The organism is Stenotrophomonas sp. SORGH_AS_0282, assembly GCF_030818125.1.
GTDB lineage: Bacteria > Pseudomonadota > Gammaproteobacteria > Xanthomonadales > Xanthomonadaceae > Stenotrophomonas > Stenotrophomonas rhizophila_A.
Genome location: NZ_JAUTAB010000001.1, coordinates 2,892,436 through 2,914,726, shown reverse-complemented (window position 1 = coordinate 2,914,726; position 22,291 = coordinate 2,892,436). Strand labels below are relative to the sequence as shown.

At 66.8% G+C, this 22,291-nt stretch carries 21 protein-coding genes; 8 read left to right on the top strand and 13 right to left on the bottom strand.

The annotated features are described in order from the left end of the window. Positions 1-6 precede the first annotated feature (6 nt). The 3 genes from QE395_RS12965 to QE395_RS12955 form a co-directional block, all read right to left on the bottom strand. Entirely contained in the window at positions 7-2,682 is a 2,676-nt protein-coding gene (locus QE395_RS12965) for an autotransporter outer membrane beta-barrel domain-containing protein (protein WP_306989457.1), read from the bottom strand. A gap of 139 nt (positions 2,683-2,821) precedes the next feature. Beyond that, positions 2,822-4,579 carry an oligopeptide:H+ symporter gene (locus QE395_RS12960; RefSeq protein WP_306989455.1) on the bottom strand — a complete coding sequence of 586 codons (1,758 nt, stop codon included), beginning with the start codon at positions 4,577-4,579 and terminating at the stop codon, positions 2,822-2,824. A 324-nt stretch (positions 4,580-4,903) separates the two neighbouring features. Continuing rightward, positions 4,904-6,052: a heparan-alpha-glucosaminide N-acetyltransferase domain-containing protein gene (locus QE395_RS12955; protein ID WP_306989453.1), complete on the bottom strand. Its 1,149-nt coding sequence runs from the start codon at positions 6,050-6,052 to the stop codon at positions 4,904-4,906. A 158-nt stretch (positions 6,053-6,210) separates the two neighbouring features. Between QE395_RS12955 and QE395_RS12950 the strand changes: the two genes are divergently transcribed. The 3 genes from QE395_RS12950 to QE395_RS12940 all read left to right on the top strand — a co-directional run bounded on the left by QE395_RS12950 (position 6,211) and on the right by QE395_RS12940 (position 11,699). After that, positions 6,211-8,181 (top strand): oligopeptide transporter, OPT family, encoded by a 1,971-nt coding sequence (locus QE395_RS12950; protein WP_306989451.1) that lies wholly within the window; start codon positions 6,211-6,213, stop codon positions 8,179-8,181. A 127-nt stretch (positions 8,182-8,308) separates the two neighbouring features. Next, a complete protein-coding gene (locus QE395_RS12945) occupies positions 8,309-10,372 on the top strand; it encodes a S9 family peptidase (RefSeq protein ID WP_306989449.1) in 2,064 nt (687 codons plus the stop codon). Positions 10,373-10,457: 85 nt separating this feature from the next. After that, positions 10,458-11,699 carry a DUF819 family protein gene (locus QE395_RS12940; protein WP_184125277.1) on the top strand — a complete coding sequence of 414 codons (1,242 nt, stop codon included), beginning with the start codon at positions 10,458-10,460 and terminating at the stop codon, positions 11,697-11,699. Positions 11,700-12,213: 514 nt separating this feature from the next. Here the strand turns inward: QE395_RS12940 and QE395_RS12935 are convergent. Genes QE395_RS12935 through QE395_RS12915 form a run of 5 tightly spaced genes read right to left on the bottom strand, consistent with a single transcriptional unit; the run spans position 12,214 to position 15,239 of the window. After that, positions 12,214-12,696, bottom strand: coding sequence for a hypothetical protein (locus tag QE395_RS12935; protein ID WP_306989446.1), 483 nt, complete (start codon positions 12,694-12,696; stop codon positions 12,214-12,216). 48 nt (positions 12,697-12,744) lie between these two features. Continuing rightward, positions 12,745-13,005 carry a cell division topological specificity factor MinE gene (gene minE / locus QE395_RS12930; protein WP_068850125.1) on the bottom strand — a complete coding sequence of 87 codons (261 nt, stop codon included), beginning with the start codon at positions 13,003-13,005 and terminating at the stop codon, positions 12,745-12,747. A 2-nt stretch (positions 13,006-13,007) separates the two neighbouring features. Continuing rightward, positions 13,008-13,817: a septum site-determining protein MinD gene (minD, locus tag QE395_RS12925; protein ID WP_184125282.1), complete on the bottom strand. Its 810-nt coding sequence runs from the start codon at positions 13,815-13,817 to the stop codon at positions 13,008-13,010. 35 nt (positions 13,818-13,852) lie between these two features. Continuing rightward, a complete protein-coding gene (gene minC / locus QE395_RS12920) occupies positions 13,853-14,629 on the bottom strand; it encodes a septum site-determining protein MinC (protein WP_306989443.1) in 777 nt (258 codons plus the stop codon). A gap of 13 nt (positions 14,630-14,642) precedes the next feature. Continuing rightward, entirely contained in the window at positions 14,643-15,239 is a 597-nt protein-coding gene (locus QE395_RS12915) for a GNAT family N-acetyltransferase (RefSeq protein WP_095363412.1), read from the bottom strand. Positions 15,240-15,376: 137 nt separating this feature from the next. On the opposite strand from QE395_RS12915, the gene QE395_RS12910 reads away from it, so the two are divergent. From QE395_RS12910 to QE395_RS12890, 5 genes are all read left to right on the top strand, one after another. Beyond that, entirely contained in the window at positions 15,377-16,570 is a 1,194-nt protein-coding gene (locus QE395_RS12910; RefSeq protein ID WP_068850134.1) for a sensor histidine kinase, read from the top strand. Continuing rightward, positions 16,570-17,211 (top strand): response regulator transcription factor, encoded by a 642-nt coding sequence (locus tag QE395_RS12905; RefSeq protein ID WP_068850140.1) that lies wholly within the window; start codon positions 16,570-16,572, stop codon positions 17,209-17,211. Before QE395_RS12910 ends, QE395_RS12905 begins: the two co-directional genes overlap by 1 nt. Before the next feature lie 264 nt (positions 17,212-17,475). Then, the gene (locus tag QE395_RS12900; protein ID WP_068850143.1) at positions 17,476-18,555 is read left to right on the top strand and encodes an SRPBCC family protein; all 1,080 of its coding nucleotides are present in this window, start codon (positions 17,476-17,478) and stop codon (positions 18,553-18,555) included. Between the two features lie 84 nt (positions 18,556-18,639). Then, the gene (locus tag QE395_RS12895; RefSeq protein WP_068850146.1) at positions 18,640-19,011 is read left to right on the top strand and encodes a DUF423 domain-containing protein; all 372 of its coding nucleotides are present in this window, start codon (positions 18,640-18,642) and stop codon (positions 19,009-19,011) included. Between the two features lies 1 nt (position 19,012). Next, complete coding sequence (locus QE395_RS12890; RefSeq protein ID WP_306989441.1) at positions 19,013-19,687, top strand: DNA-3-methyladenine glycosylase; 675 nt, start codon at positions 19,013-19,015, stop codon at positions 19,685-19,687. Between the two features lie 18 nt (positions 19,688-19,705). Here QE395_RS12890 and QE395_RS12885 read toward each other — a convergent pair whose 3' ends face one another. The 5 genes from QE395_RS12885 to QE395_RS12865 are packed head-to-tail and all read right to left on the bottom strand — an operon-like array spanning position 19,706 to position 22,287. Continuing rightward, complete coding sequence (locus tag QE395_RS12885) at positions 19,706-20,509, bottom strand: M15 family metallopeptidase (RefSeq protein ID WP_210131649.1); 804 nt, start codon at positions 20,507-20,509, stop codon at positions 19,706-19,708. Between the two features lie 9 nt (positions 20,510-20,518). After that, the gene (locus QE395_RS12880; protein WP_306989438.1) at positions 20,519-21,040 is read right to left on the bottom strand and encodes a PH domain-containing protein; all 522 of its coding nucleotides are present in this window, start codon (positions 21,038-21,040) and stop codon (positions 20,519-20,521) included. Between the two features lie 22 nt (positions 21,041-21,062). Beyond that, complete coding sequence (locus tag QE395_RS12875) at positions 21,063-21,239, bottom strand: DUF4177 domain-containing protein (protein ID WP_083214084.1); 177 nt, start codon at positions 21,237-21,239, stop codon at positions 21,063-21,065. Continuing rightward, a complete protein-coding gene (locus QE395_RS12870) occupies positions 21,236-21,415 on the bottom strand; it encodes an Arc family DNA binding domain-containing protein (RefSeq protein WP_068850155.1) in 180 nt (59 codons plus the stop codon). The genes QE395_RS12875 and QE395_RS12870 overlap by 4 nt, the downstream gene beginning before the upstream one ends. Before the next feature lie 2 nt (positions 21,416-21,417). After that, entirely contained in the window at positions 21,418-22,287 is an 870-nt protein-coding gene (locus QE395_RS12865) for an SPFH domain-containing protein (protein WP_095363408.1), read from the bottom strand. Positions 22,288-22,291 lie beyond the last annotated feature (4 nt).

The following is a 22,291-nucleotide window of genomic DNA, read 5'->3' as shown; positions in this document are numbered from 1 at the left end:
GCCGCATCAGAACGCCATGCGTACCTGCATCTGCGCCTGCACATCGCGAACGCCCATCAGCCGTTCCGCCATCACCGCACCGCCAAGGTCGGCGCGCAGGTAGCGATAATCGGCGCCCAGCATCACCCGGTAATCCAGTCCGGACGGCGCCAACCCTGGAACGGTGAACGCGTGATCGCCTGCACCGTGGAGCGTGGCCGTGCGCGCGTCGGCGCGATACGCCACCGACCGGAATGCGGATGCATCACCGCGCAGGGTCCACCCATGGCCGAGGCGCCCACTGAAGGCGGTGCCCAGCTCCAGCTGCACACCACTGCGCGTTCCTGCGCCGACCGACAATCCCAATGCGCCGGCACCATACTCATGGAAGGCACCCTCGCGCGCGTGATACGCCATTGCCCCCAGGCGCGGCTGCCAGCGCAGCCCGCCGCCGGCCAGTTCCATGCCCAGCGTGCTGCCCACGCGGGTACGCGACAGCGTGCGCTGGCTGTGCGCGCTCATGCGCGTGCTGCCCCAGTGCAACTGGCGCTGGCCATCGGTCTGGTGCCATTCGTTGCCCAGCGTGTGCTGCAGGGTGAACGCGCCCAGCGCCTGGGCCATGCCCACCCCGGCAAACCGCGATTGCGAACGCGTCTGGCCGCCATCGGTGGAGAAATTCGAGCCCAGCAGGCCGGTGCGCAGCAGCAGCTGCCGACCGCCACCCAGCGCCATCGCGACCTGCACGCCGGTGCCGGTACCCTGCACGCCCGACGCCGTGGCCGTGCCCGGTCCGAACGCGACCATGTGGGTGCCGTTGCCGGGCCTGGCGCGGGCCAGGCTCGACCAGAACGCGTCGCCGTTGGCGGCCAGGCGCATGCTGGCGGCCGCCAGGCCGTTGCCGGACAACTGCTGCAGGGCGTGGTTGAACTCAGCGGCGTCAGCCACTTCCAGGCTGTGGTACAGCGCATTGTTGGCGTAGCCCGCCTCCAGCGCTGCGGCGACGCTCTGGGTGTCGGCATCGGCGATATCGCGGTAGTCGTTGCGGGTCATCACCACGTCGACATTGCCGGCCTCGTCGCGCTCGGCCTGCGCCTGCCACACCACCGTGGCGCTGGCGATGTTGTCATCGCCGCCGTCGGCGCCGACGAAGACGTCCTCCAGGCGGATCTGCGAATCGTCGGTGCCGCGGGTGAACCCGGTATCAACACGGACGTCGACCAGTTCACCGCCCTCATGCAGCACCATCTGTCCGGCGCTGCCATCGGCATGGGTGCCCACCGTGTAGCCCGACACGCCGCGCGGTGCCTGCCAGCCCAGGTCGGGGGCGGGGCGATCGGCATCCTGTGTCGGCTGGTCGGCATGCACGCCGCTGCCATTGCCATACACGTTGACCTGGCCGTTGTTGATCAGGCGGCCGCCGCCGCTGGCGCCCATCTGGAACGCGTGCGAGTTGTCGGCATGGATGTTGATCACCCCGCCGCGGCGGTTGCTGAGTGTGGCCGAGCCGTCGGACTGCATGGCCACCATGTTCTGGCCGTTGTTGCCGCCGGCCACGCCGAGGTTGATCACCCCATCGTTGATCAACGTGGCGCCGCGCGCGCCGGCCATCGCCACCGCACCGTCACCGGTCACGGTCAGCGTGCCCTGGTTGATCAGCGTCGCCTGCGCGCCTTCGGCATGCATCGCCGATTGCCGCTGGGCGTGGCTGATGATCTGCGCGCCGGCGCGGTTGATGCCGGCACTGGCATGGCTGTCGGCCAGCAGGGTCAGCACGCGCGCGTTGCCCTGCAGGGTGATCAGGCCATGGTTGTCGAAGGCTTCGATGATGTCGCGCTCGTTGCCGACGCGCGCGGTCACCGCATGCACCAGCGAACCCTGGTTGAGCGTGCCGCCGGCGTTGACGGTGCCGTGGTTCTCGAACTCGGCCATGCCTGTGAGCGCGAAGCCGCCTCCCTGGACGCCGAGCGTGGCGTTGCGGCGGCGTTCGCCGTTGTCGAATTCGCTCTCGCCGCCCATGCTGACCACGGTGTCGCGCAGCTGCATGTCGCCGAGGTTCTCGATGTCGGACTCGCCATCCAGCTGGATCGTCGCACCGTGCGCCTGAAGGCTGCCGTGGTTCTCCAGGCTGCCATCGCGGCGCAGCTGCAGCTGGCCGTGCAGTTCGAGGGTGCCATGGTTGTCCAGGTCACCATCGTTCTCCACCACCAGGCTGGCGGCCTGGCCGATGCGCAGGGTGCCGGTGTTGCGCAGGTGGCCGTCATTGCGCACGCTGAGGGTGCCGGCGTTGATGCGCAGGCTGCCTTCGTTGCGGGCCGCGCCGGTGACGCGGGTTTCCACGTTGCGGTCCCAGCTGATCTCGCTGCCCGGTCCGGCCAGGAACTGGTTGCCCCCGTACTGGCCGCCTTCCGAGCCCGGCGGGACGCCGCCTCCATCACCGCCGCCGTCACTGCCACCGCCGCCGCCTCCACCACCTGCCGCCGCTGCGGCGGCACCTGCCAGCGCGACGCCGCCAATCAGCCACGGGGTGGTGCTGGATGTTGCTTCGTCCTGCGCCTCACACACGCTGTGGTCAGGATCGATGTCGCAATCGACAGCTTCTGCATCGGCGTTGCCCGCATGTGCGGGCAACGAAAGCGAGGTGCACAATGCCAGCGCGATGAGTACGGCGAGCGGGCGGTGGTGGGGCGGAGCAGCGTGACGCATTGGGAAAGTTCCATGAACGCAGGGAGCGCCATGGTGGGGAGCGATACAAACCGAGTATCTACAACTTATTCCAATCCCGTCGGACTGTGACCGGATCGAATGGTGTTAGGAAGTGTTTATGTGCATGGCGTGCGGCGGCTTACTTGACTCCGTGCATCATCCGCTTCAGCAGCGGCGAGCCAGCCATTGCCACGGCTGCGCAACCGAGGCCGATCCACATCAGCAGCCAGAACAGGTGTTCGTAGCTGGCGGCGGCCGTGGCGATGTTCATGGTTTCGCCTTCGGGCACTTCAATGGCGGCGAGCTTGCCGAACAGCGCGGCGAGGGTTTCGGAAAATGCGGTGGCCAGGAACCAGGTGCCCATCATCAGGCTCACCACGCGCGGCGCGGCCAGCTGGGTGACGGCGGACAGGCCGACAGGCGACAAGCACATCTCGCCGATCTCCAGCACCAGGTAGGCCAGCACCAGCCACCACACGCTGGCCATCTGGCCGGTGCTGCCGACCTGCTGGGCAGCGAGGGCGAGCGGGATGAAGGAAAGCGCGGCAAACACCAGGCCGAGCGAGGATTTGACCGGCTTGGAGGGGTCCAGCCGGCGCTTGTCGAGCCACGCCCACAGCACGGCGAACAGCGGGGCGAGCACGACCAGGAACAGGCCGCCCAGGTAGGTGAGCGAGCCGGCGGTCTGCGGAATCACCAGGCAGTCGCGGACCAGGAGCACCAGCATCAGGGCGACGATGGCGATGAACAGGTTCCGCGGGGCGGTGGAACCTGGGCGGCGTTCGGACAGGCGTGCGGCGACCACGAAACCGAGCGGCGCCAGCAGTAGGGAGGCGATCGACCACGGGATCGGGGTGCCGCCCTGGATCACCAGCGCGGGGACAAGGTCCTTGGTGAGCATGCGGTCGGTGAAGGTGACCCAGGAGCCGTAGGTCTGCTCGTACAGGGTGAAGAACACCAGGGCCATGAAGATCAATGCCATGAGGGCGATCATCTGCTGGCGCTGCACGGGGGTGCAGCGGGTGCCGGTGAACCAGGCGAACCAGAGCAGGACGCCGCCGAGCACGACCACCATGAGCAGCAGGGCGAGGCTGATTTCGCCGCCGATGGCGAAGGCGCCGTTGGCGGCGGACCACATGAGGGCGGCCACGGGAATGACGCCGAGCACGGCGATGCCGTAGATCAACCATTCGCGGGGGACGCCGGCAATGCGCTGGCGCAGGGCGGCGACGTTGGTGGGTTCGGCGTGGCCCTGCAGGTACTTCTGGCCCCACAGGAACATGGCCAGGCCGATGACCATGCCGATGCCGGCGGCGCCGAAGCCGTATTTCCAGCCGTAGGCTTCGCCGAGGAAGCCGCAGACGAGGGAGGCGAACAGGGCGCCGAGGTTGATGCCGGCGTAGAACAGGGAGAAGCCGGAATCGCGGCGGGGGTCGCCTTCGGGGTAGAGCTTGCCGACGATGGTGGAGATGTTGGGCTTGAGGAAGCCGACGCCCATGATGATGAGGGCAAGGGAGAGGTAGGTGATGCCGAGGGCGGCATCGTCGCGCACGATCTGGCCGTCGATGCGGGTGGCGGCGTGGCCTTCGAAGGCCATGCCGAGGTGGCCGAGGACGAGCAGGATGCCGCCGAACACGACGGCTTTGCGCATGCCCAGCCAGCGGTCGGCGAGCAGGCCGCCGAACACGGGAATGCAGTAGACCAGGCCGCCGTAGGCGCCGAGCAGGTCAAGGCCTGCCTTGTCGCCGAACAGGTGGTACTTGGTGAGGTACAGCAGCAGCAGCGCCTTCATGCCATAGAACGAGAAGCGCTCCCACATCTCGGTGAAGAAGCAGACGTAAACGCCTTTGGGGTGGCCAAGGAAGTCGTCGGAAGCGGAAAGGGCGGTGGCGGTCATTAGGCGATAAGCGACAAAACAGGTCGCGATTATCACTCGACCGGCCCCTGGTAGGTGCCGACCGTTGGTCGGTACGCTGTTGGGTCTGCGCCAACAGCGTGTTGATTCACTGCTATCGGCTGGGGCGCGGGGCGGCAGGCCCCAGCGGGACGCGCGTGAACCCATCCATGGGGCTCATCGCAGCATCCATGCTGCTCAAGGTCCCCCTGGGGCCTACCGCCCCGCGCCCTTCAGGTTCCCAATGTCGTACAGAAGAACCGCGTAGAGCCACGCCATGCGTGGCTGCTCTTCGCGGTGTATCCGGCAGCCACCCATGGGGTGGCTCTACAGGTACCGCAACCAGACCAGGTCTTTGCGGCGTGCCTTCAGGCGAGCGAATGCGCGCGTCGGCCAATACAGAGCCAGCGCCAACGCAGCAGTGATCAGCCACAGCATCCACACATGGTCCACGGCGAAATAGGCGCCATGGGTCTGGCCCCAGCGCGCTTCGGCGGCGACGTAGAGCAGCTTCAGCACATACAGGTGCAGCAGGTAGAAGAACATCGGGGCGGCGCCGATGCTGGCCAGCGGGGCCAGGGCGCGGGCGATCCGCGGGTTTTCGTAGAGGCGCAGGAGAAGCAGGCCGATGCCGAGGGTGAGCAGCAGGAACAGCAGGGACGGCGGGTACTTGGTGACGTTGAACAGGCTCATCAGGGTCTGGCCGGCGCTGGCCATGGCCTGCCAGGGGGCGTCGCCGTAGACGTTGGCGGTGCGCAGCAGGGCGAAGGCGAGCAGGGCGCCGCCGCCGGCCCAGAGCAGGCGGCGTTGGCGCAGGGCGGGATCACCGGTTCGGGCGAACCAGGGGCCGAGGGTGTAGCCGAGGGCGATGACGGCGATCCAGGGCAGCACGGGGTAGGAGGTGCGCAGGCGCAGGGCGTCGCCGGCGGCGATCCAGTCGCGCTGGTGCAGGATCTTCCAGAGCACGGCGAGCGGGCCGTCGCCGCTGACGTGGATGCCGTCGAGCAGGTTGTGGCCGGCGATCACCACCAGGGCCAGGGCGGCGAGGGCGGGGCGGGGCAGCCAGAGCAGGCCGGCGAGGGCGACCATGCTGATCCCGATCGCCCAGATCACCTGCAGGTAGATCACGCTGGGCGGGAACTGCAGGGTCCAGGCGAAATTCACCACCAGCAGTTCAAGCAGGATCAGGAACAGGCCGCGCTTGAGCAGGAAGGCGGAGGCGGCGCGGCGGGGGGCGGCCTGGCTGCTGCCGTACAGCCAGGCGGACAGGCCGGTGAGCAGCACGAACACGGGGGCGCACAGGTGGGCGAGCAGCCGGCTGAGGAACAGGGCGGGCTCGACCTGGTCCACGACCATCGGGTCGGGTACCTGCTGGTGCAGGTAGAAGGTTTCGCGCACGTGGTCCAGCAGCATCAGCACGATCACGGTGCCGCGCAGCTGGTCGATGGAGGTCAGGCGGGGGGAGGCTGGGGCCACGGGTGCGCCGGTGGTGGCGTGACAGGATATAACATTACAAATCAGGGTGCGCGGCCATTTCCAGGGGTTTACCGATTACGGCGACCGGCGCTACCCGCCTTGCGTTACCAAGGCATGAAGGCTAGGTTTGACAGGATTTTTTGCCAGCAGGGGCTTCCATGAACAACGACGACGCTGCGCCCAGACAGCTCACATTCCGCGCGGTGGTGCTTGCCATCGTGCTGGCGGTGATCCTGTCGGCGGCCAACGCCTACCTGGGTCTGTTCGCAGGCCTGACCATCGCCACGGCCATTCCGGCGGCGGTGATCTCCATGGGGGTGCTGCGCCTGCTGGGCGGCGGCACGATCCTGGAAAACAACATCGTGCAGACTGGCGCTTCGGCCGGTTCGTCGATCGCCGCCGGTGTGATCTTCACGATCCCGGCGCTGGTGATCATGGGCTACTGGCCGGACTTCAAGTACTGGTGGGTGCTGGGCATCGCTGGCCTGGGTGGCCTGCTGGGCGTGCTTTTCTCGGTGCCGCTGCGCCGTTCGATGATCGTCGAAGACCCGCTTCCGTTCCCGGAAGGCAAGGCCGCGGCCGAAGTGCTCAAGGCCGGTGAGAACCCGGGCCCGGGCCTGAAGATCCTCGGCCTGTCGGCCGTGATCGGTGCATTGGTGAAGCTGGCTGCGGAAAGCGGCATGCGCCTGATTCCCGATGCCTGGGCGACCTCGGCCTACGTCGGCAGCTCCAAGGTCACCGCGTTCATCGGCACCAACCTGTCGCCGGCGCTGCTGGGCGTGGGCTACATCGTCGGCCTCAACGTCGGCATCGTGGTGGTGTCCGGCTCGATCCTGACCTGGCACATCGCCATCCCGCTGTACCAGGCGTTCTTCATGAACACCGATCCGGCCCTGGCCGCGTCGATCGCCACGGCCTCGTCCACCGAGGCGGCGTTCGCCATCTGGGGCGCGAAGATGCGCTACCTGGGCGTGGGCGCGATGCTGATCGGCGGCGTGTGGACCCTGATCTCGCTGCGCAAGTCGCTGCTCAACGGCGTCAAGAGCGGCTTTGCCGCCGCGCGCAAGAGCGGCGGCCCGGCGCTGGCGCACACCGAACGCGACCTGCCGATGAAGTGGATGCTGGTGGCGCTGGTGGCCTTCACCCTGCCGCTGCTGGCGCTGTACCAGGCCATCGTGGTCCAGTGGCATGTGTCGATCCCGATGACCCTCATCATGATCGTCGCCGGCTTCCTGTTCGTCTCGGTCTCGGCCTACCTGGCCGGCCTGATCGGCTCGTCCAACAACCCGGTCTCGGGCATCACCATCTCCACCATCCTGTTCGCCTCGGCGGTGCTGGTGCTGCTGCTGGGCAAGGATGGATTGACGCCGGTGGGCGTCGGTGGCGCGCCGCTGGGTGCGGTGGCCGCGATCATGATCGGTGCGGTGGTGTGCTGCGCCGCTGCCGTCGGCGGCGACAACCTGCAGGACCTCAAGGCTGGCTACATCGTGGGTGCAACGCCGTGGAAGCAGCAGCTGATGCTGGGCATCGGTGCGTTCTCGTGTGCGCTGATCATGGCACCGGTGCTGAACCTGCTGGCTACCGCGTACGGCATCGGCGTCAAGTCCGAGCTGCACCCGAACGCGCTGGCCGCACCGCAGGCCAACCTGATGGCGTCGGTGGCCAAGGGCCTGTTCGGTGGCGAACTGCCGTGGACCTTCATCGGCATTGGTGCCGTGGTCGGTGCGGCGATCATCGCCTTCGACAGCTGGCTCAAGTCGCGCAACGCCCGCTTCCGCGTGCCGGTGCTGGCCGCCGCGATTGGTATCTACCTGCCGCTCGAACTGATGGTGCCGATCTTCCTGGGCGGCCTGATCGCCTACCTGGTCGAGCGTTTCCACAAGGTGCGCGCCGACGATGAAGAGGGCCGCGACCGCGTGCACAAGCCGGGCGTGCTGTTCGCTGCCGGCCTGATCACCGGTGAAGCGCTGATGGGCATCGCCATCGCCGTGCCGATCGTGGTCAGCAGCCGCGCCGACGTGCTGGCCGTGCCGTTCCACCTGCCGGCCGCGCAGTGGATCGGTCTGGCGGTGCTGTTCGTAGTGGGCTGGCTGATCTACCGCACCGGTAAAAAGGCCACCGCGGTCTGATTGCAAGCCAATCTGAACGTGAAAAACCCCGCTTCGGCGGGGTTTTTCGTTTCCATGACGTGTGGCCTTTGCTTCACGGGGATGACAGGGCCTACCATCGGCGTTTTGCCGTTCCGCGGAGAACCCGATGAAGCTTCGTTACGCCCTGTTGCCGTTGTGCCTGCTGACCGCGCTGCCGTCGCTGGCCGCCACGCGTGGCCTGGATGTGCGCGACATGATCGCGCTGGATCGGGTTTCGGCCCCGCTGCTGACCGCCGATGGCGGCAACGTGGTGTTCGCCAAGCGCGTGGTCGGCACCGACAGCAAGGCCAGCACCGGCCTGTTCATCCGCAACCTGCGCACCCGCGATGCGGCCCCGCCCAAGCCGCTCACCCCGGCCGGCTGGAACGTCAATTCGGCCGCGCTCTCGGCCGACGGCCAGACGGTGTACTTCCTCAGCGCCAAGGGCGGCAGCCAGCAGCTGTATTCGATGCCGCTGGCCGGCGGCACCCCGCGCCAGCTGACCGATTTCGCGGTGGACGTGGACAGCTTCCAGATCTCGCCGCAGGGCGACCGCGTGGCCTTCAGCGCCGGCGTGTTCCAGGACTGCGGTTCGGACCTGGCCTGCACCAGCAAGAAGCTGGACGCGCACAAGGCGCGCAAGAACACCGGTGAAGTGTTCGACAGCCTGTTCGTGCGCCATTGGGACACCTGGAACGACGGCCGCCGCAACACCCTGTTCGTGGCCCCGCTGCCGGCCGCCAAGGCCGCTGCGGTCAAGGGCGCCTCGGCGATCAGCGCGACGCTGGCCGGCGATGCGCCGTCCAAGCCGTTCGGCGGCAATGACGACTTCACCTGGGCGCCGGATGGCAAAAGCGTGGTGGCCAGCATCCGCGTGGCCGGCCGCGAAGAAGCGTGGTCGACCAACTTCGACCTGTACCGCCTGGATGCCGAGGGCAAGCAGGCGCCGGTCAACCTGACCGCCGCCAACCCGGCCTGGGATGCCGGCCCGGTGTTCAGCGCCGACGGCAACACCCTGTACTACCGCGCGATGAAGCGCCCGGGCTTCGAGGCGGACCGTTTCGGCGTGATCGCACTCGACCTGGCCTCGGGCAAGACCCGCGAAATCGCCCCGGACTGGGACCGTTCGGCCGGTGAAGTGGTGCTGTCGCAGGACGAAAAGAGCTTCTACACCGCGGCCGATGACCTGGGCGAACACCGCCTGTTCAACATCGACATCGCCACCGGCAAGGCCACGGTGGTCGCCGAAGGCGGCAGCGTCGGCTCGCCGGTGATCGCCGGCAGCACGCTGGCCTACACGAAGAACAGCCTGAAGAGCGGCGACCAGATCGTGGTGGCCCAGGCCGACGGCAGCAGCCCGCGCGAGATCACCCCGAGCGCCGGCCAGATGCTGCCCGACGTGGCCTTCGGCGATTACGAGCAGTTCCAGTTCAAGGGCTGGAACAACGAAACCGTGCACGGTTACGTGGTCAAGCCGTACAACTACCAGGAAGGCAAGACCTACCCGGTGGCGTTCCTGATCCACGGCGGCCCGCAGGGCAGCTTCGGCAATGGCTGGAGCTACCGCTGGAACCCGCAGACCTACGCGGGCCAGGGCTACGCGGTGGTGATGATCGATTTCCACGGTTCCACCGGATACGGCCAGGCGTTCACCGATGCGATCAGCCAGCACTGGGGCGACCGCCCGCTCGAAGACCTGCAGAAGGGCTGGGCGGCGGCGCAGAAGCAGTACCCGTTCCTCAACGGCGACAAGGCCTGCGCGCTGGGCGCCAGCTACGGCGGCTTCATGGTCAACTGGATCGCCGGCAACTGGAACGAGCCGTGGAAGTGCCTGGTCAACCATGACGGCGTGTTCGACCAGCGCATGATGGGCTACGCCACCGAAGAGCTGTGGTTCACGGAATGGGAGCAGGGCGGCACGCCGTTCGCCAAGCCGCAGAACTACGAGAAGTTCAACCCGGTCAATCACGTGGCGGACTGGAAAAAGCCGATCCTGATCATCCACGGCCAGCTCGACTTCCGCATTCCGGTCGAACAGGGCCTGGGCGCGTTCACGGCCGCGCAGCGCCAGGGCATCGAGTCGAAGTTCCTGTACTTCCCGGACGAGAACCACTGGGTGCTCAAGCCGCAGAACAGCGTGCAGTGGCACGACACCGTGAACGGCTGGCTGAAGCAGCACATCGGCGAGTGATGTCGAAAGCGCCGCCGAAAGGCGGCGCTTTCATATGTGGTTACCCAACGCGCACGCGCGCACCCCTTTCCAGGCGCTCCATTCCGTGAAAGCACCCGCTCTGATACAGAACGACATCGTAGTTTTCGGCCTCATCGCCGCCACCCTGGGTGCCGTGTTCTGGACCGCCTCACGCGAGACGGGGTTGTGGAAGCGCTTCTACACCTTCGTGCCGGCACTGCTGCTGTGCTACATGATTCCCGGCATCTACAACACGGTGGGCCTGATCGACGGGCAGAACACCAGCCTGTACAACCCGATCGCGCGCGACATCCTGCTGCCGGCCGCGCTGGTACTGCTGACGCTGGCGGTGGACATCAAGGGCATCCTGCGGCTGGGCCCGAAGCTGATCGTGATGTACCTGGGCGCGTCCTTCAGCATCATGATCGGTGCGGTGGTGGCCTTCATGCTGATGAAGTGGGCGCACCCGGAAACGGTCGCCGGCGATACCTGGGCGGGCATGGCCGCGTTGGCCGGCAGCTGGATCGGCGGCGGCGCCAACATGCTGGCCATGCGCGAGGTCTTCGACGTCAACGCCACCACCTTCGGCCAGTTCGCGGTAGTGGACGTGGGCGTAGGGTACGTATGGATGGCGGTGCTGATCTTCATGGCCGGCCGCGCGGCGAAGATCGACGCGCGCACCGGCGCGGATACATCCGCGATCGATGAACTGAAACTGCGCATCGAAAAATTCCAGGCCGAGCACGAACGCGTGGCGAGCCTGACCGACCTGATGCTGATCGTGGCGGTAGCGTTCGGCACGGTGGGCCTGTCGCACGCCATCGCCGGCCCGGTATCGGCCTGGTTCAAGGGCCACGTGGCCTGGGCTTCGCAGTTCAGCCTGGACGCGCCGTTCGTGTGGGTAGTGGTGATCTCCACCACCTGCGGCCTGGCGCTGAGCTTCACCCGCGCGCGCAACCTGGAAGGCGCGGGCGCTTCAAAGCTGGGCTCGCTGCTGCTGTACTTCCTGATCGCCTGCATCGGCATGCAGATGGACCTGCTGGCCCTGCTGGAACGCCCGTGGCTGTTCGCACTGGGCCTGATCTGGATCGCCGTGCACATCGTGCTGCTGCTCGCACTGGCCATGGCGCTCAAGGTGCCGTTCTTCTACTTCGCCATCGGCTCGCAATCCAACATCGGCGGGCCGGCTTCTGCGCCCGTGGTTGCGGCTGCGTTCCATCCCTCCCTTGCTCCCGTTGGCGTGCTGCTCGGGACAATGGGGTATGCGACTGGTACGTATCTCGCTTACATCGTTGGCATTACGTTGCGCGCTTTGGCAGGCGGCTGAGTTCTCCTGCGTAGAAGCGCTGGCGTTTTCGTTCTCTGCGCGCGGGGGAGCGGGGTGGAGGGGGTAGCGGGGCACGCGTGAACCCATCCATGGGGCTTATTGCAGCATCCATGCTGCTCAAAGCCCCGCTACCCCCTCCACCCCGCTCCCCCAGACGGTCATGCGTCGACGGAAAGGAAGTCAAAGGCAGGGCTCGCGCGTTCCGCTTTTGATCTCGTGTCCGGTCGTCGCAGAGAACTGAGGGGGCGAGGGCGGGGGTGCCCTGGCCGGACTTTGAGCAGCATGGATGCTGCGATAAGCCCCATGGATGGGTTCACGCGTGTCCGGCCAGGGCACCCCCGTTCTCGCACCGCGCGATGAAAACCGAACAGCCAGCGCTCTACGCGTGGATCCAGCACCGCCGAGAGCATTTATCCGCCCAGGCGCAATGCGTCGCCGTGCCGATCGTTCGTATCGGCAGTCGTCTGACGACCGACCCTACCGCGCTCATGCGCGCGTGCGCTCGTACACCGTTTTACGCGGCGAGGAGGCCGCGTTCGATCAGCCAGGCTTTTGCGTCTTCGGCATCCTGCTCGAACCAGGCGCGCGTGGAGCCGAGGCGATAGGTGTAGCCCCAGGCATCCATGTCGGCCATCAGCTGCGCGCTGCCTACGCCCGGCAGCTGACCGGCCAGCACGATCTGCAGGTAACAGGTGGCGTCTTCTTCGGGGACCGAATCGGTCGCGTCGGTGTGCACCAGCGCGCGGCGTTCGGGCGGCAGTACGATCAGGTGGCAGGCCTCGTGCAGCATCGAGTGCACCGGCGTGTCGTTACGCACGTAGACGTCGCTGGCGATGATGCCCGCCTCGGGCTCGCCCCAGTAACTGCCTGGAATCGGTGCGCCATCGGCCACGTGGTGCAGCTGCAGCGCGTGGCGGGCCAGCAACGCCGCCGCATCCTCGAAGGCGATGTCGGCCACCCGGGTGACCTGCGGTTCTGCTTCGGCGGCGGTGTTCATGGCGTGTGCGTCCTGCGCCCCTTCCCGGTGGGGAAGGGGCCTTTACGGTCAGGGCTGCTGCGGGCCTTCCGGCAGCGCCACCGAAATGTCCAGCACGTCGTGCTCGCCGTCCTTGACCAGGTCTACCTTGACCGCGTCCGCGTCGATGTTCACGTACTTCTTGATCACTTCCAGCAGCTCACGCTGCAGCAGCGGCAGGTAATCCGGGCCGCCACGGTGGCTGCGTTCCTGCGCGATGATGATCTGCAGGCGGTTCTTGGCCGTTTCGGCGGTGGTCTTCTTCGTCTTGAGGAAATCGAACAGGCCCATGCTTACCCTCCGAACAGCTTGCTGAAGAAGCCCTTCTTCTCAACAACGGTGAAGCGCATCGGGCGCTCTTCGCCGAGGATGCGGGCCACCGCATCATCGTATGCCTGGCCTGCGGGCGATTCTGCATCCAGGATCACCGGCTCGCCCTTGTTGGACGCGTTCAGCACATCCCCCGACTCCGGGATCACGCCGATCGCCTTCAGCCCCAGCACCTCTTCCACGTCCGTGATGCTCAGCATCTCGCCCGACTCCACCCGGACCGGGCTGTAACGGGTCAGCAGCAGGAAGGCCGGCACGTTCTGGCCCGATTCGGCCTTGTGCGTCTTCGAATCCAGCAGGCCGATGATGCGGTCCGAGTCGCGTACCGACGACACTTCCGGGTTCACCACCACCACCGCGCGGTCGGCGAAATACATCGCCAGGAACGCACCCTTTTCGATACCCGCCGGCGAATCGCAGATGATGTAATCGAAACCGTCAGCGGCCAGGTCCTTCAGCACCTTGCCCACGCCTTCCTGGGTCAGCGCATCCTTGTCGCGCGTCTGCGATGCCGCCAGCACGTACAGGTTGTCGAAACGCTTGTCCTTGATCAGGGCCTGCTTGAGCGTGGCCTCGCCGTGCACGACATTCACGAAGTCGTACACCACGCGCCGCTCGCAGCCCATGATCAGGTCGAGGTTGCGCAGGCCGACGTCGAAGTCGATCACCGCCACCTTCTTGCCCCTGCGCGCAAGGCCGCAGGCAAGGCTTGCGCTGGAAGTGGTCTTGCCGACGCCGCCCTTGCCGGAGGTGACTACGATGATTTCAGCCAAAGGACTTCTCCTGATGATTCTGTTGGGTTGCCGCGTCAGTCCAGCGCAGCGATCTTGATCTGGTCGTTTTCCAGCCACACCTGCACGGCCTTGCCGCGCAGGTTGTCCGGGACATCGTCCAGTACCTTGTAATGGCCGGCAATGGCGACCAGTTCAGCGTGGAAGTCACGGCAGAAAATGCGCGCCGTGGTGTTGCCCTGGGCACCTGCCAGGGCACGGCCCCGCAGCGTACCGTAAATATGGATGCTGCCATCGGCGATCACTTCGGCGCCCGCGCCGACCGTGGCCATCACCGTCAGGTCGCAGTTCTCCGCGTACAGCTGCTGGCCCGAACGCACGTTGCTGGTCTGCATGCGGCCGGGCTTGGGCGCATTGCCCGCGTCCACCGCCGCGGCAGGGGCCGGTGCGGCGGCACGCGCGCGGCGTGCCGGTTCCGGGGCCGGTGCGGCTGCAACCGGCGCAGGTGCCGGCTCAGCCTCGGCGCGCTCGTACTGCGCGCGGAACTTGGCCAGCAGCGGCAGCCCCAGCTGCTGCGAGAGCAGGTCGGTTTCGTTGCTCCCGTAGGCCAGCGCCACCGGCAGCACGCCGGCACTGCGCAGGCCATCCAGCAGCGCCTGGGCCGTGGCCACGTCGGGCATCTGGCTCAGGCCGCCGAAGTCCAGGATCACCGCAGCGCGGCCGAACAGCTTCGGCGCGCGGGCCACGCGGTCGTGCATTTCGCGGGTGAGGCGTTCCACGTCCAGGGTGCGGATGCGCAGGTTGGCGATGCCCACCTGGCCGATCTTCAGTTCACCGGCCTGTTCAAAATCCATGTTCGCCGCCACCTCAGGTCCCCGTCGGTCGATGCGCGCGCAGCGGCTCGCGACGATGGCCCACCCAGGGCACGTCCGGCAGCGCGTCGCCGTAGGTGTCGTGCACCCACTGGTAACTGCACAGGTCCTTGAGCAGCATGCTGGCCCGCACATCCACGTGCGGCATGTTGTTCTGCCCGACCTCGCGGAAGCCGAAGCTGCCGTGGAACAGCAGCGCCGCATCGGCGCCGTGGTCCAGGAACACCTCGCAGGTCAGCTGCGGGTAGCGCAGCTCGGCGTAGCTCTGGGCATCGGCGTAGAACGCCCGGCCCACACCACCGCCACGGCGGCGGCTGGCCACCACGATGCGGTCGATGTAGAAGAATTTGCTGGTCAGGTGCTGCTTGAACCAGGCGAAGTTGCTGCTGTCGTGCTGGCTGTCGCTGCCGAAACCGATCAGGAAGCCGGCCAGGTTGCCGTCGCGCTCGGCGACGCGGAAGTATTCAGCGGTTTCATAGAACAGGCGCAGGCGGGCGGCATCCAGCGGAAGGATGGCCAGGCCGGCGTTGTTGTTCAGGGCCAGGACGGAATCGAGCTCGTGCTCGCGCACGTCGCGGATGACAATCGACATTGTGACTCCGTGGGGTAACGCGGTTGGCCCGTCTAGGGGCCCTGCCGGTGATTATTGCATGGGTGGCCGGGCAGGGCACAGGCCAGCCATGACTTATGTCCGGGTGCAGCGGCGCAGGTTCAGCCTAAGATGCGTCCATGTTGGGATACCTCAGCCAAACCCGAGTACTGCGACTGGCCGGCCTGTTCACCTGGGTCATGCTTGGCTTGCCGCTGGTCTATTCCCAGTACGAAGCGGTCCGCCGCAGCGGCGGCATCGACGTGCCGCCCCTGCTGCTGTTCGTGTCCTACCTGGCCTTCGGCGGCGGCTACCTGTGGTTGACCCGCGGCCTGCGCAACGGCGGCCATTCGGCCTGGTACGACCGCGCCATCCTGGTCCTGCTGACCATTTCCGCCCTGGCCGTGAGCTTCCTGAGCGGCTCGGGCCTGGGCAGCATCCTGATGATGGTGGCCGCCGGGGTCATCCCGTGGATGCTGCCGGCCCGGGTCGGGGTGATCTGGCTGCTGGTCAGCCAGCTGGCGGTCGCCCCGGTCTATTACCTGTTCCTGCCGTTCTCCCTGTTCGAGGCGGTGATGCAGTCGCTGCTGTATGGCGGCTTCTCCATGTTCATCTTCGTGACCAGCCTGGTCGCCCGCCAGCAGACCGACGCCCGCGAAGAGCAGCGCCGGCTCAATACCGAGCTGCGCGCCACCCGCGTGCTGCTGGCCGAAAGCGCACGGGTCAACGAGCGCACCCGGATCTCGCGCGAGCTGCATGACCTGCTCGGCCACCACCTCACCGCGCTGAGCCTGAACCTGGAAGTGGCCGGCCACATCACCGAGGGCCAGGCCCAGGAGCATGTGCACCAGGCCCATACCCTGGCCAAGCTGCTGCTCACCGACGTGCGCGAAGCGGTCAGCCAGCTGCGCGACAGCGGCGCCATCGACCTGGCCGCCGCGCTGCGCCCGCTGACCGAGCAGGTGCCCTCGCTGGACATCCACCTGGACATCGAAGAACCGCTGAGCGTGGAAGACCCCGAACAGGCCCACGTACTGCTGCGCTGCACCCAGGAGATCATCACCAACGCGGTGCGCCATGCCCGCGCCCGCAACCTGTGGATCCAGGTATTCCGCGAGCCGCCGGGGCAGGTGGTGGTGCAGGCGCACGACGATGGCGTGGGTGCCGATGGCATCGTGATCGGCAACGGCTTGCGTGGCATGCGTGAACGCCTGCAACAATGCGGCGGTGAGCTGCAGATTGAAACCCACCGGGGTCAGGGCTTCCGCCTGCGCGCCTCGGTTCCCGGCGTGCCAGTGCTGATGCTGGGTGCCATCCTGGAAGGAGTGCGTTGATGATTCGCGTCTGCCTGGTCGACGACCAAACCCTGGTGCGGCAGGGAATCCGCTCGCTGCTCGCCCTGGATGACGGGATCGAAGTGGTGGCCGAAGCCGCCGATGGCCGCCAGGCCGTCGAGGTGGTGCCGCAGATCCGCCCGGACGTGGTGCTGATGGACATGCGCATGCCGGTGATGTCCGGGCTGGAGGCGCTGCAGTCGCTGTCGCGGCTGGGCCAGCTGCCGCCGACCATCATCCTCACCACCTTCGACGATGACCAGCTGGTCCTGGCCGGGCTCAAGGCCGGCGCCAAGGGCTACCTGCTCAAGGACGTGACCCTGGAACAGCTGGTCGGTGCCATCCGCACCGTGGCCGATGGCGGTTCGCTGGTGCAGCCGGCGGTCACCCAGCGCCTGCTGTCCGGGCTGGAGCACATGCGCAACGAGTTCGTGAGCCTGGACCGGCCCGACCCGCTCACCGACCGCGAGACCGAGATCCTGCGGCTGATGGCCAGCGGGTTCTCCAACAAGGAGATCGCCAATTCGCTGGGCGTGGCCGAAGGCACCATCAAGAACCATGTGTCCAACATCCTGTCCAAGCTGGGCGTGCGCGACCGCACCCGGGCGGTGCTGAAGGCATTCGAGCTGCAACTGGTGTGAACATGAACGCCAGTTGAAAGCCTTGTGGGGCAAGGCCTGCGGCGGTCGTCGCAGGCCTGCTTGCCGAAACCGGCAAATAAATATGGCCAACGGCCACATGCTGGCCCGCGCGATGCGCTATCTTTCCGCTCCTTGTCTATTCAAAACCGCTGCTGGTATGGAAACCGGTGCGCCAATCCTGATCAACAACACCCGCGAAGCCTGCTAGGATTGGCGCTTCGCTTCAATCAACCCGGCCGTGGGATCGGCCCCGGAGACTCCTGAATGACCCGTATTATCGAGTTCCTGATCGCCTTGGGGATCGTGGCTGGCCTGTTCGTCATCATTGGCGTTGTGCTGCCGGGCGAGCGTCACATTACCGAAAGCATCGAGACCAACCGCAAGATGACGATCGTGTACGACACGGTCAACAGCCTGCGCCGCTTCAAGGACTGGAACCCGCTCGTCCTGCGCGATCCCGCCGTTGAACTGAAGCACTCCGGCCCCGCCGCCGGCGTGGGTGCCCGCCTGGACTATTCCTCCAAGGAATCGTCGCTGGGCCAGGGCAGCTGGACGATCACCGAGTCCGAGCCGAACAAGCGCGTGGCCATCGCCATCGAGGACCAGACCAAGGGCCACGACAAGAAGACCAGCTTCACGCTTGAGCCGACCGGCAAGGGTGGCCGCAACGTCAAGATCACCCAGGACTACAGCATCAAGTACGGCTGGAACCTGTTTGGTCGTTACGCCGGTCTGTACGTCAGCCGTCACGTCGGTGACGACCTGAAGCTGGGTCTGTCGCGCATGGCCAACATGCTGGCTACCGTGCCGAATATCGACTACCGCACCGCCGAAGCCCCGCTGGTCGACCTGGCCATCGTCGATGCCCCGGCCGAAGACCTGCTGGTCGTCACCGCCGGTAACGTCGATCGCGGCGAAGCGACCATCACCAAGTCCATCAAGGACAACCAGGAGTGGATCAAGCGCGTGATGGAGGCCAATGACCTCGAAGCCGCCGGTCCGTTCCGCATCATCACCACTGACTTCGGTCAGGAGAAGTACGCCTTCGACGTGGCCCAGCCGGTCAAGAAGAAGGGTACTGCAGGCGCTTCGGCTGAAGCCCTGACGGTGAAGATCGATGGTGGTGCCCCGGTCAAGTACGTGCACGTTGCCCCGCACCGTACCGCCCACGCCAAGTACACCGGCCACATGGCTGGCCTGGACATCGCCCGCAACGCACTGCGTGCCTGGGCTGTGACCGGCGGCAACGAAGTGATCGATCGTCCGTACGAAACCTGGAACGGCGGTCTGGAGAAGTCGTTCACGCAGGAAGGTACGTACGACATCTACTGGGCCGTCAAGTAAACCGACGGTTGCCACGGATGTAACGTAGAACAGAAAACGCGCCGCTTCCTGCGGCGCGTTTTTTTTTTGGAGGAAGATGCAGCCATGCTCAACCTGGAACGACGCGCGCGTAAACCTTCGCTGCTGGCCTGCCTGGGTGGCCTGTTGGCGGCCACGGCCGTGGGCCTGTCGGCCTATGCCTCGCACGGAATCGCCGAACCGCTGGCGCAGTCGCATGTGAACACTGCTGCGCTGTTCGCCTTCGGGCATGGCGTGGCGCTGGCCGTGCTGGGCCCCACCCAGCAGAACAGCGTGGGCAAGCTGGCGTTGTACGTGCTGCTGTTGGGCACGCTGTTGTTCTCCGGCAGCCTGGTGGCCGGCGCGTTGTGGCAGTTGCGCACCGGGCTGGCCCCGGTGGGTGGCACGGCCTTGATGATCGGGTGGGTGGTGTACGCGCTCAATGCCCTGAGGCGCTGACGTGCCGCGCTTCCGCCGGGGCTTTGATGTAGACGAGGCGCACGACTGGCTGTCGCGCCGCGACCGTCGGCTGGGCAGCTGGATGAAGCGGCTTGGGCCGGTGGCGGCGCCGCCCGGCTGGGCGCGCAGTTTCGACCCCGTCGATGCCCTGGCCCGCGCGATCCTGTTCCAGCAGCTCAGCGGCAAGGCCGCCTCCACCATCGTGGGCCGGGTGGAGGCCGCCATCGGCAGCACCCGTCTGCACGCCGACACCCTGGCACGCATCGACGACCCGGGCCTGCGCAGCTGCGGAGTCTCCGGCAACAAAGCGTTGGCCCTGCGTGACCTGGCCCGGCGCGAGGCGGCCGGCGAGATTCCCGACCTGCGGCGGATGTCGGTGATGCCGCACGACGCGATCATCGAAGCACTGGTGCCGATCCGAGGCATCGGCCGCTGGACCGTGGAAATGATGCTGATGTTCCGGCTCGGTCGCCCCGACATCCTGCCCATCGACGACCTCGGCGTGCGCAAGGGCGCCCAGCGGGTGGACAAGGCAGAAGCAATGCCGACCCCGAAGGAGCTGGCCGCCTGCGGCGAAAAGTGGGGCCCGTTCCGGACCTACGCCAGCCTGTATCTGTGGCGCATCGCCGATTTCACCGAAAGCCCGAAGGCCGCCACCAACCGCTCCCAGGACTGAGCCACGCAGGGCGTGGCGTTACGGTCCAGACCAGCGCCAATGCCACGGCTCGTACACGATGCCGTGGGGGTTGTCTCGCGGATAACTCAGGTGGAAGCCGTAGTCGCCCGCGTGCTCCAGCAGCCACGCGAATGCCGGAGTTGCCTCGAAGCTCTCCTCGGCCGGCGGTTCCGCCGGGCTGCTGATATCCAGCGCCCGCCCGCTGTGGTGTTCGCTGTACCCCGGCGCGGCGTTGACCTGCAGGATCGCGTCCACCTCCAGCCCGCGCGCGCGTTTGCGCGCGAAGATGCCCAGCTGGTAATCGTGGCTGCGATAGCCCGAAATGGCCTCCAGCACGATGCCCTCGCGCGCGGCCTGCTGCTGCATGCGCTGCCAGGCGCGCGCGGCGCCCTGCTGCAGCCACAGCGGCCGGCGGTAACGGTCGAAGCCGGCCAGGGCCAGCCGTTCCGGTTCGGCTTCCAGTGCCAGTGCGGTGTCCTGCTCATAGCGCGCCGCATCGATGCCGAGCTGTTCCAGCCGGTCCTGCAGCCCGCTCAGCGGCAGCAGGGCATCGGCCGCATGCGCGCGCTGCGTGCCATGCAGCGCCAGGTCCAGGGCATCGAGTGCTTCCTCGATCCCCGGCTCGCGCATCAGGTGCGGCACCAGCGGCAGCAGGCCGTGCGCGGTGGCGGCGGCCAGGTACTGCCCATCACGCTTGCGCCGCAGCACCCAGCGGGCCCGGGCCAGCGCCCGTGCATCGGCGTTGCTGCGCGCACGCAGCAGGCCGCCGGGCCACAGTTCGATATCGGCGGTGTTGATCAGCAGGGCAGGGTGTCGGCGCATGCGTACAGCTTAGCGCGCAGCCTGCGCGTTCAGCGCATCCAGCAGCGCGCGCGGGTGCTCGGGGCTGAGCAGCAGCACGCTGTCGTCGCGCAGCGGCAGGTACAGCACGCGGCTGGGATCGGTGACAAGGCAGAACGCCTTGTGCCTGCCCATCCGGTAATGGCCGGACTGGAACCCCGGCATGCCGAATCCGTTGATCTTCATGCCCGGCTTGAACTGGCTGTGTTCGGCCAGGTCGACGATGCGCGCCTGCTCCAGCAGCATCGACGATACCGCCGTGCGACGGCGGTAGAAGGTGGAGGTCACCAGCAGCTCGCCATGTTCCAGCGTGATGCGGCGACGGAGGAACGCCCAGCTGAGCACACCGCCCAGCACCAGCAGGAACGGCAGGGTGATGGCCATGTCCATCGGTGTGCGTTGTTCCTGCAGGTGCGTGGTGACCAGCAGCACGGCCACGCCCAGCAGCGGCAGCCACAGCCAGAGCAGGCGCCACAGCGGGGCCGGCGCCACCGCGAATTCAGTGGCGGGCACGGCCGTCGTCCGGGCTGCCACGTCAGAGCTCCTTCTTGAAGAACAGCAACGCCACGCCCATCGGGGTGCCCTGCATCACGTTCACCAGCTCCCAGCCAAGTTGGCCCTGGCGGTTGAGTTCGGCCTGCAGGTCTTCCGGCTTCAGGCCGGTCCACGAGGGCTTTACTTCCACGGTGAGATAGCTCCAGCGCTTGCTCATTCCTTGCTCTCCGGATCAGATGGGGGTTTGGGAAGGCGTCCAGCCTTGCGCAGTGCGTCGCGCAGCACGTACTCGATCTGCGCGTTGAGACTGCGCAGCTCGTCATCGGCCCAGCGCTGCGCCGCCGCCAGCACGTCGGCATTGATCCGCAGCGGGTAGGCTTTCTTTTCGCTCATGCTCAGTACAACGAACCGGCGTTGACGATCGGCTGGGTGCCGCGGTCCGAGCACAGCACGGTCAGCAGGTTGCCCACCATCTGTGCCTTGCGCTCTTCATCAAGCTGCACCACGTTGTTCTTCTGCAGTTCGTTCAGCGCCATTTCGACCATGCCCACGGCACCGGCGACGATGCGCGTGCGCGCGGCGATCACCGCATTGGCCTGCTGGCGCTGCAGCATCGCCTGGGCGATCTCCGGGGCGTAGGCGAGGTGGCTGATGCGGGCGTCGAGCACCTGCACGCCGGCATCGGCCAGGCGTTCGGCCAGTTCGTCCTTGAGGTGCTGGGAGATTTCGGCGGCGTGGCTGCGCAGGGAGAGCTGGCCGTCCTCGTGCTGGTCGTAGGGGTAGCTGGTGGCCATCGCACGCAGGGCGGATTCGGACTGGATGTGCACGAAGCTTTCGTAGTCGTCCACGTTGTAGACCGCCTCGGAGGCGTCCACGACCTGCCAGACGATGACCGCGGCGATTTCGATCGGGCTGCCGTCCAGTTCGTTGACCTTGAGCTTGCCGCTTTCGAAGTTGCGCACGCGCTGGCTGACCTTCTTCTTGCTGAAGAAGGGGTTGTTCCAGCGCAGGCCGTTGTCCTTGACCGTGCCGACGTACTTGCCGAACAGGCTCAGCACCGCCGCCTGGTTGGGCTGCACGGTGTACAGGCCGGTCAGGCTGAACAGGGCAATCAGGCCCAGCAGCACGCCGCCGAGCATCAGCAGCAGGTTGACGTTGCCGGGCTCGATCCCGGAGAAGAAGAGCCATGCGGAGACCACCAGCAGGGCCAGCACGGCCAGCAGGAAGGGGATGCCGGAGAGGGAGGGGACGGGCTTTTCTTTCATGGGG

What these genes read in the sequence shown, in the direction of transcription:
- QE395_RS12965 (WP_306989457.1), bottom strand. Translation starts at nt 2,682, where the DNA reads ATGCGTCACGCTGCTCCGCCCCACCACCGCCCGCTCGCCGTACTCATC.
- QE395_RS12960 (WP_306989455.1), bottom strand. Translation starts at nt 4,579, where the DNA reads ATGACCGCCACCGCCCTTTCCGCTTCCGACGACTTCCTTGGCCACCCC.
- QE395_RS12950 (WP_306989451.1), top strand. Translation starts at nt 6,211, where the DNA reads ATGAACAACGACGACGCTGCGCCCAGACAGCTCACATTCCGCGCGGTG.
- QE395_RS12945 (WP_306989449.1), top strand. Translation starts at nt 8,309, where the DNA reads ATGAAGCTTCGTTACGCCCTGTTGCCGTTGTGCCTGCTGACCGCGCTG.
- QE395_RS12935 (WP_306989446.1), bottom strand. Translation starts at nt 12,696, where the DNA reads ATGAACACCGCCGCCGAAGCAGAACCGCAGGTCACCCGGGTGGCCGAC.
- minE (WP_068850125.1), bottom strand. Translation starts at nt 13,005, where the DNA reads ATGGGCCTGTTCGATTTCCTCAAGACGAAGAAGACCACCGCCGAAACG.
- minC (WP_306989443.1), bottom strand. Translation starts at nt 14,629, where the DNA reads ATGGATTTTGAACAGGCCGGTGAACTGAAGATCGGCCAGGTGGGCATC.
- QE395_RS12915 (WP_095363412.1), bottom strand. Translation starts at nt 15,239, where the DNA reads ATGTCGATTGTCATCCGCGACGTGCGCGAGCACGAGCTCGATTCCGTC.
- QE395_RS12910 (WP_068850134.1), top strand. Translation starts at nt 15,377, where the DNA reads ATGTTGGGATACCTCAGCCAAACCCGAGTACTGCGACTGGCCGGCCTG.
- QE395_RS12905 (WP_068850140.1), top strand. Translation starts at nt 16,570, where the DNA reads ATGATTCGCGTCTGCCTGGTCGACGACCAAACCCTGGTGCGGCAGGGA.
- QE395_RS12900 (WP_068850143.1), top strand. Translation starts at nt 17,476, where the DNA reads ATGACCCGTATTATCGAGTTCCTGATCGCCTTGGGGATCGTGGCTGGC.
- QE395_RS12895 (WP_068850146.1), top strand. Translation starts at nt 18,640, where the DNA reads ATGCTCAACCTGGAACGACGCGCGCGTAAACCTTCGCTGCTGGCCTGC.
- QE395_RS12885 (WP_210131649.1), bottom strand. Translation starts at nt 20,509, where the DNA reads ATGCGCCGACACCCTGCCCTGCTGATCAACACCGCCGATATCGAACTG.
- QE395_RS12875 (WP_083214084.1), bottom strand. Translation starts at nt 21,239, where the DNA reads ATGAGCAAGCGCTGGAGCTATCTCACCGTGGAAGTAAAGCCCTCGTGG.
- QE395_RS12870 (WP_068850155.1), bottom strand. Translation starts at nt 21,415, where the DNA reads ATGAGCGAAAAGAAAGCCTACCCGCTGCGGATCAATGCCGACGTGCTG.
- QE395_RS12865 (WP_095363408.1), bottom strand. Translation starts at nt 22,287, where the DNA reads ATGAAAGAAAAGCCCGTCCCCTCCCTCTCCGGCATCCCCTTCCTGCTG.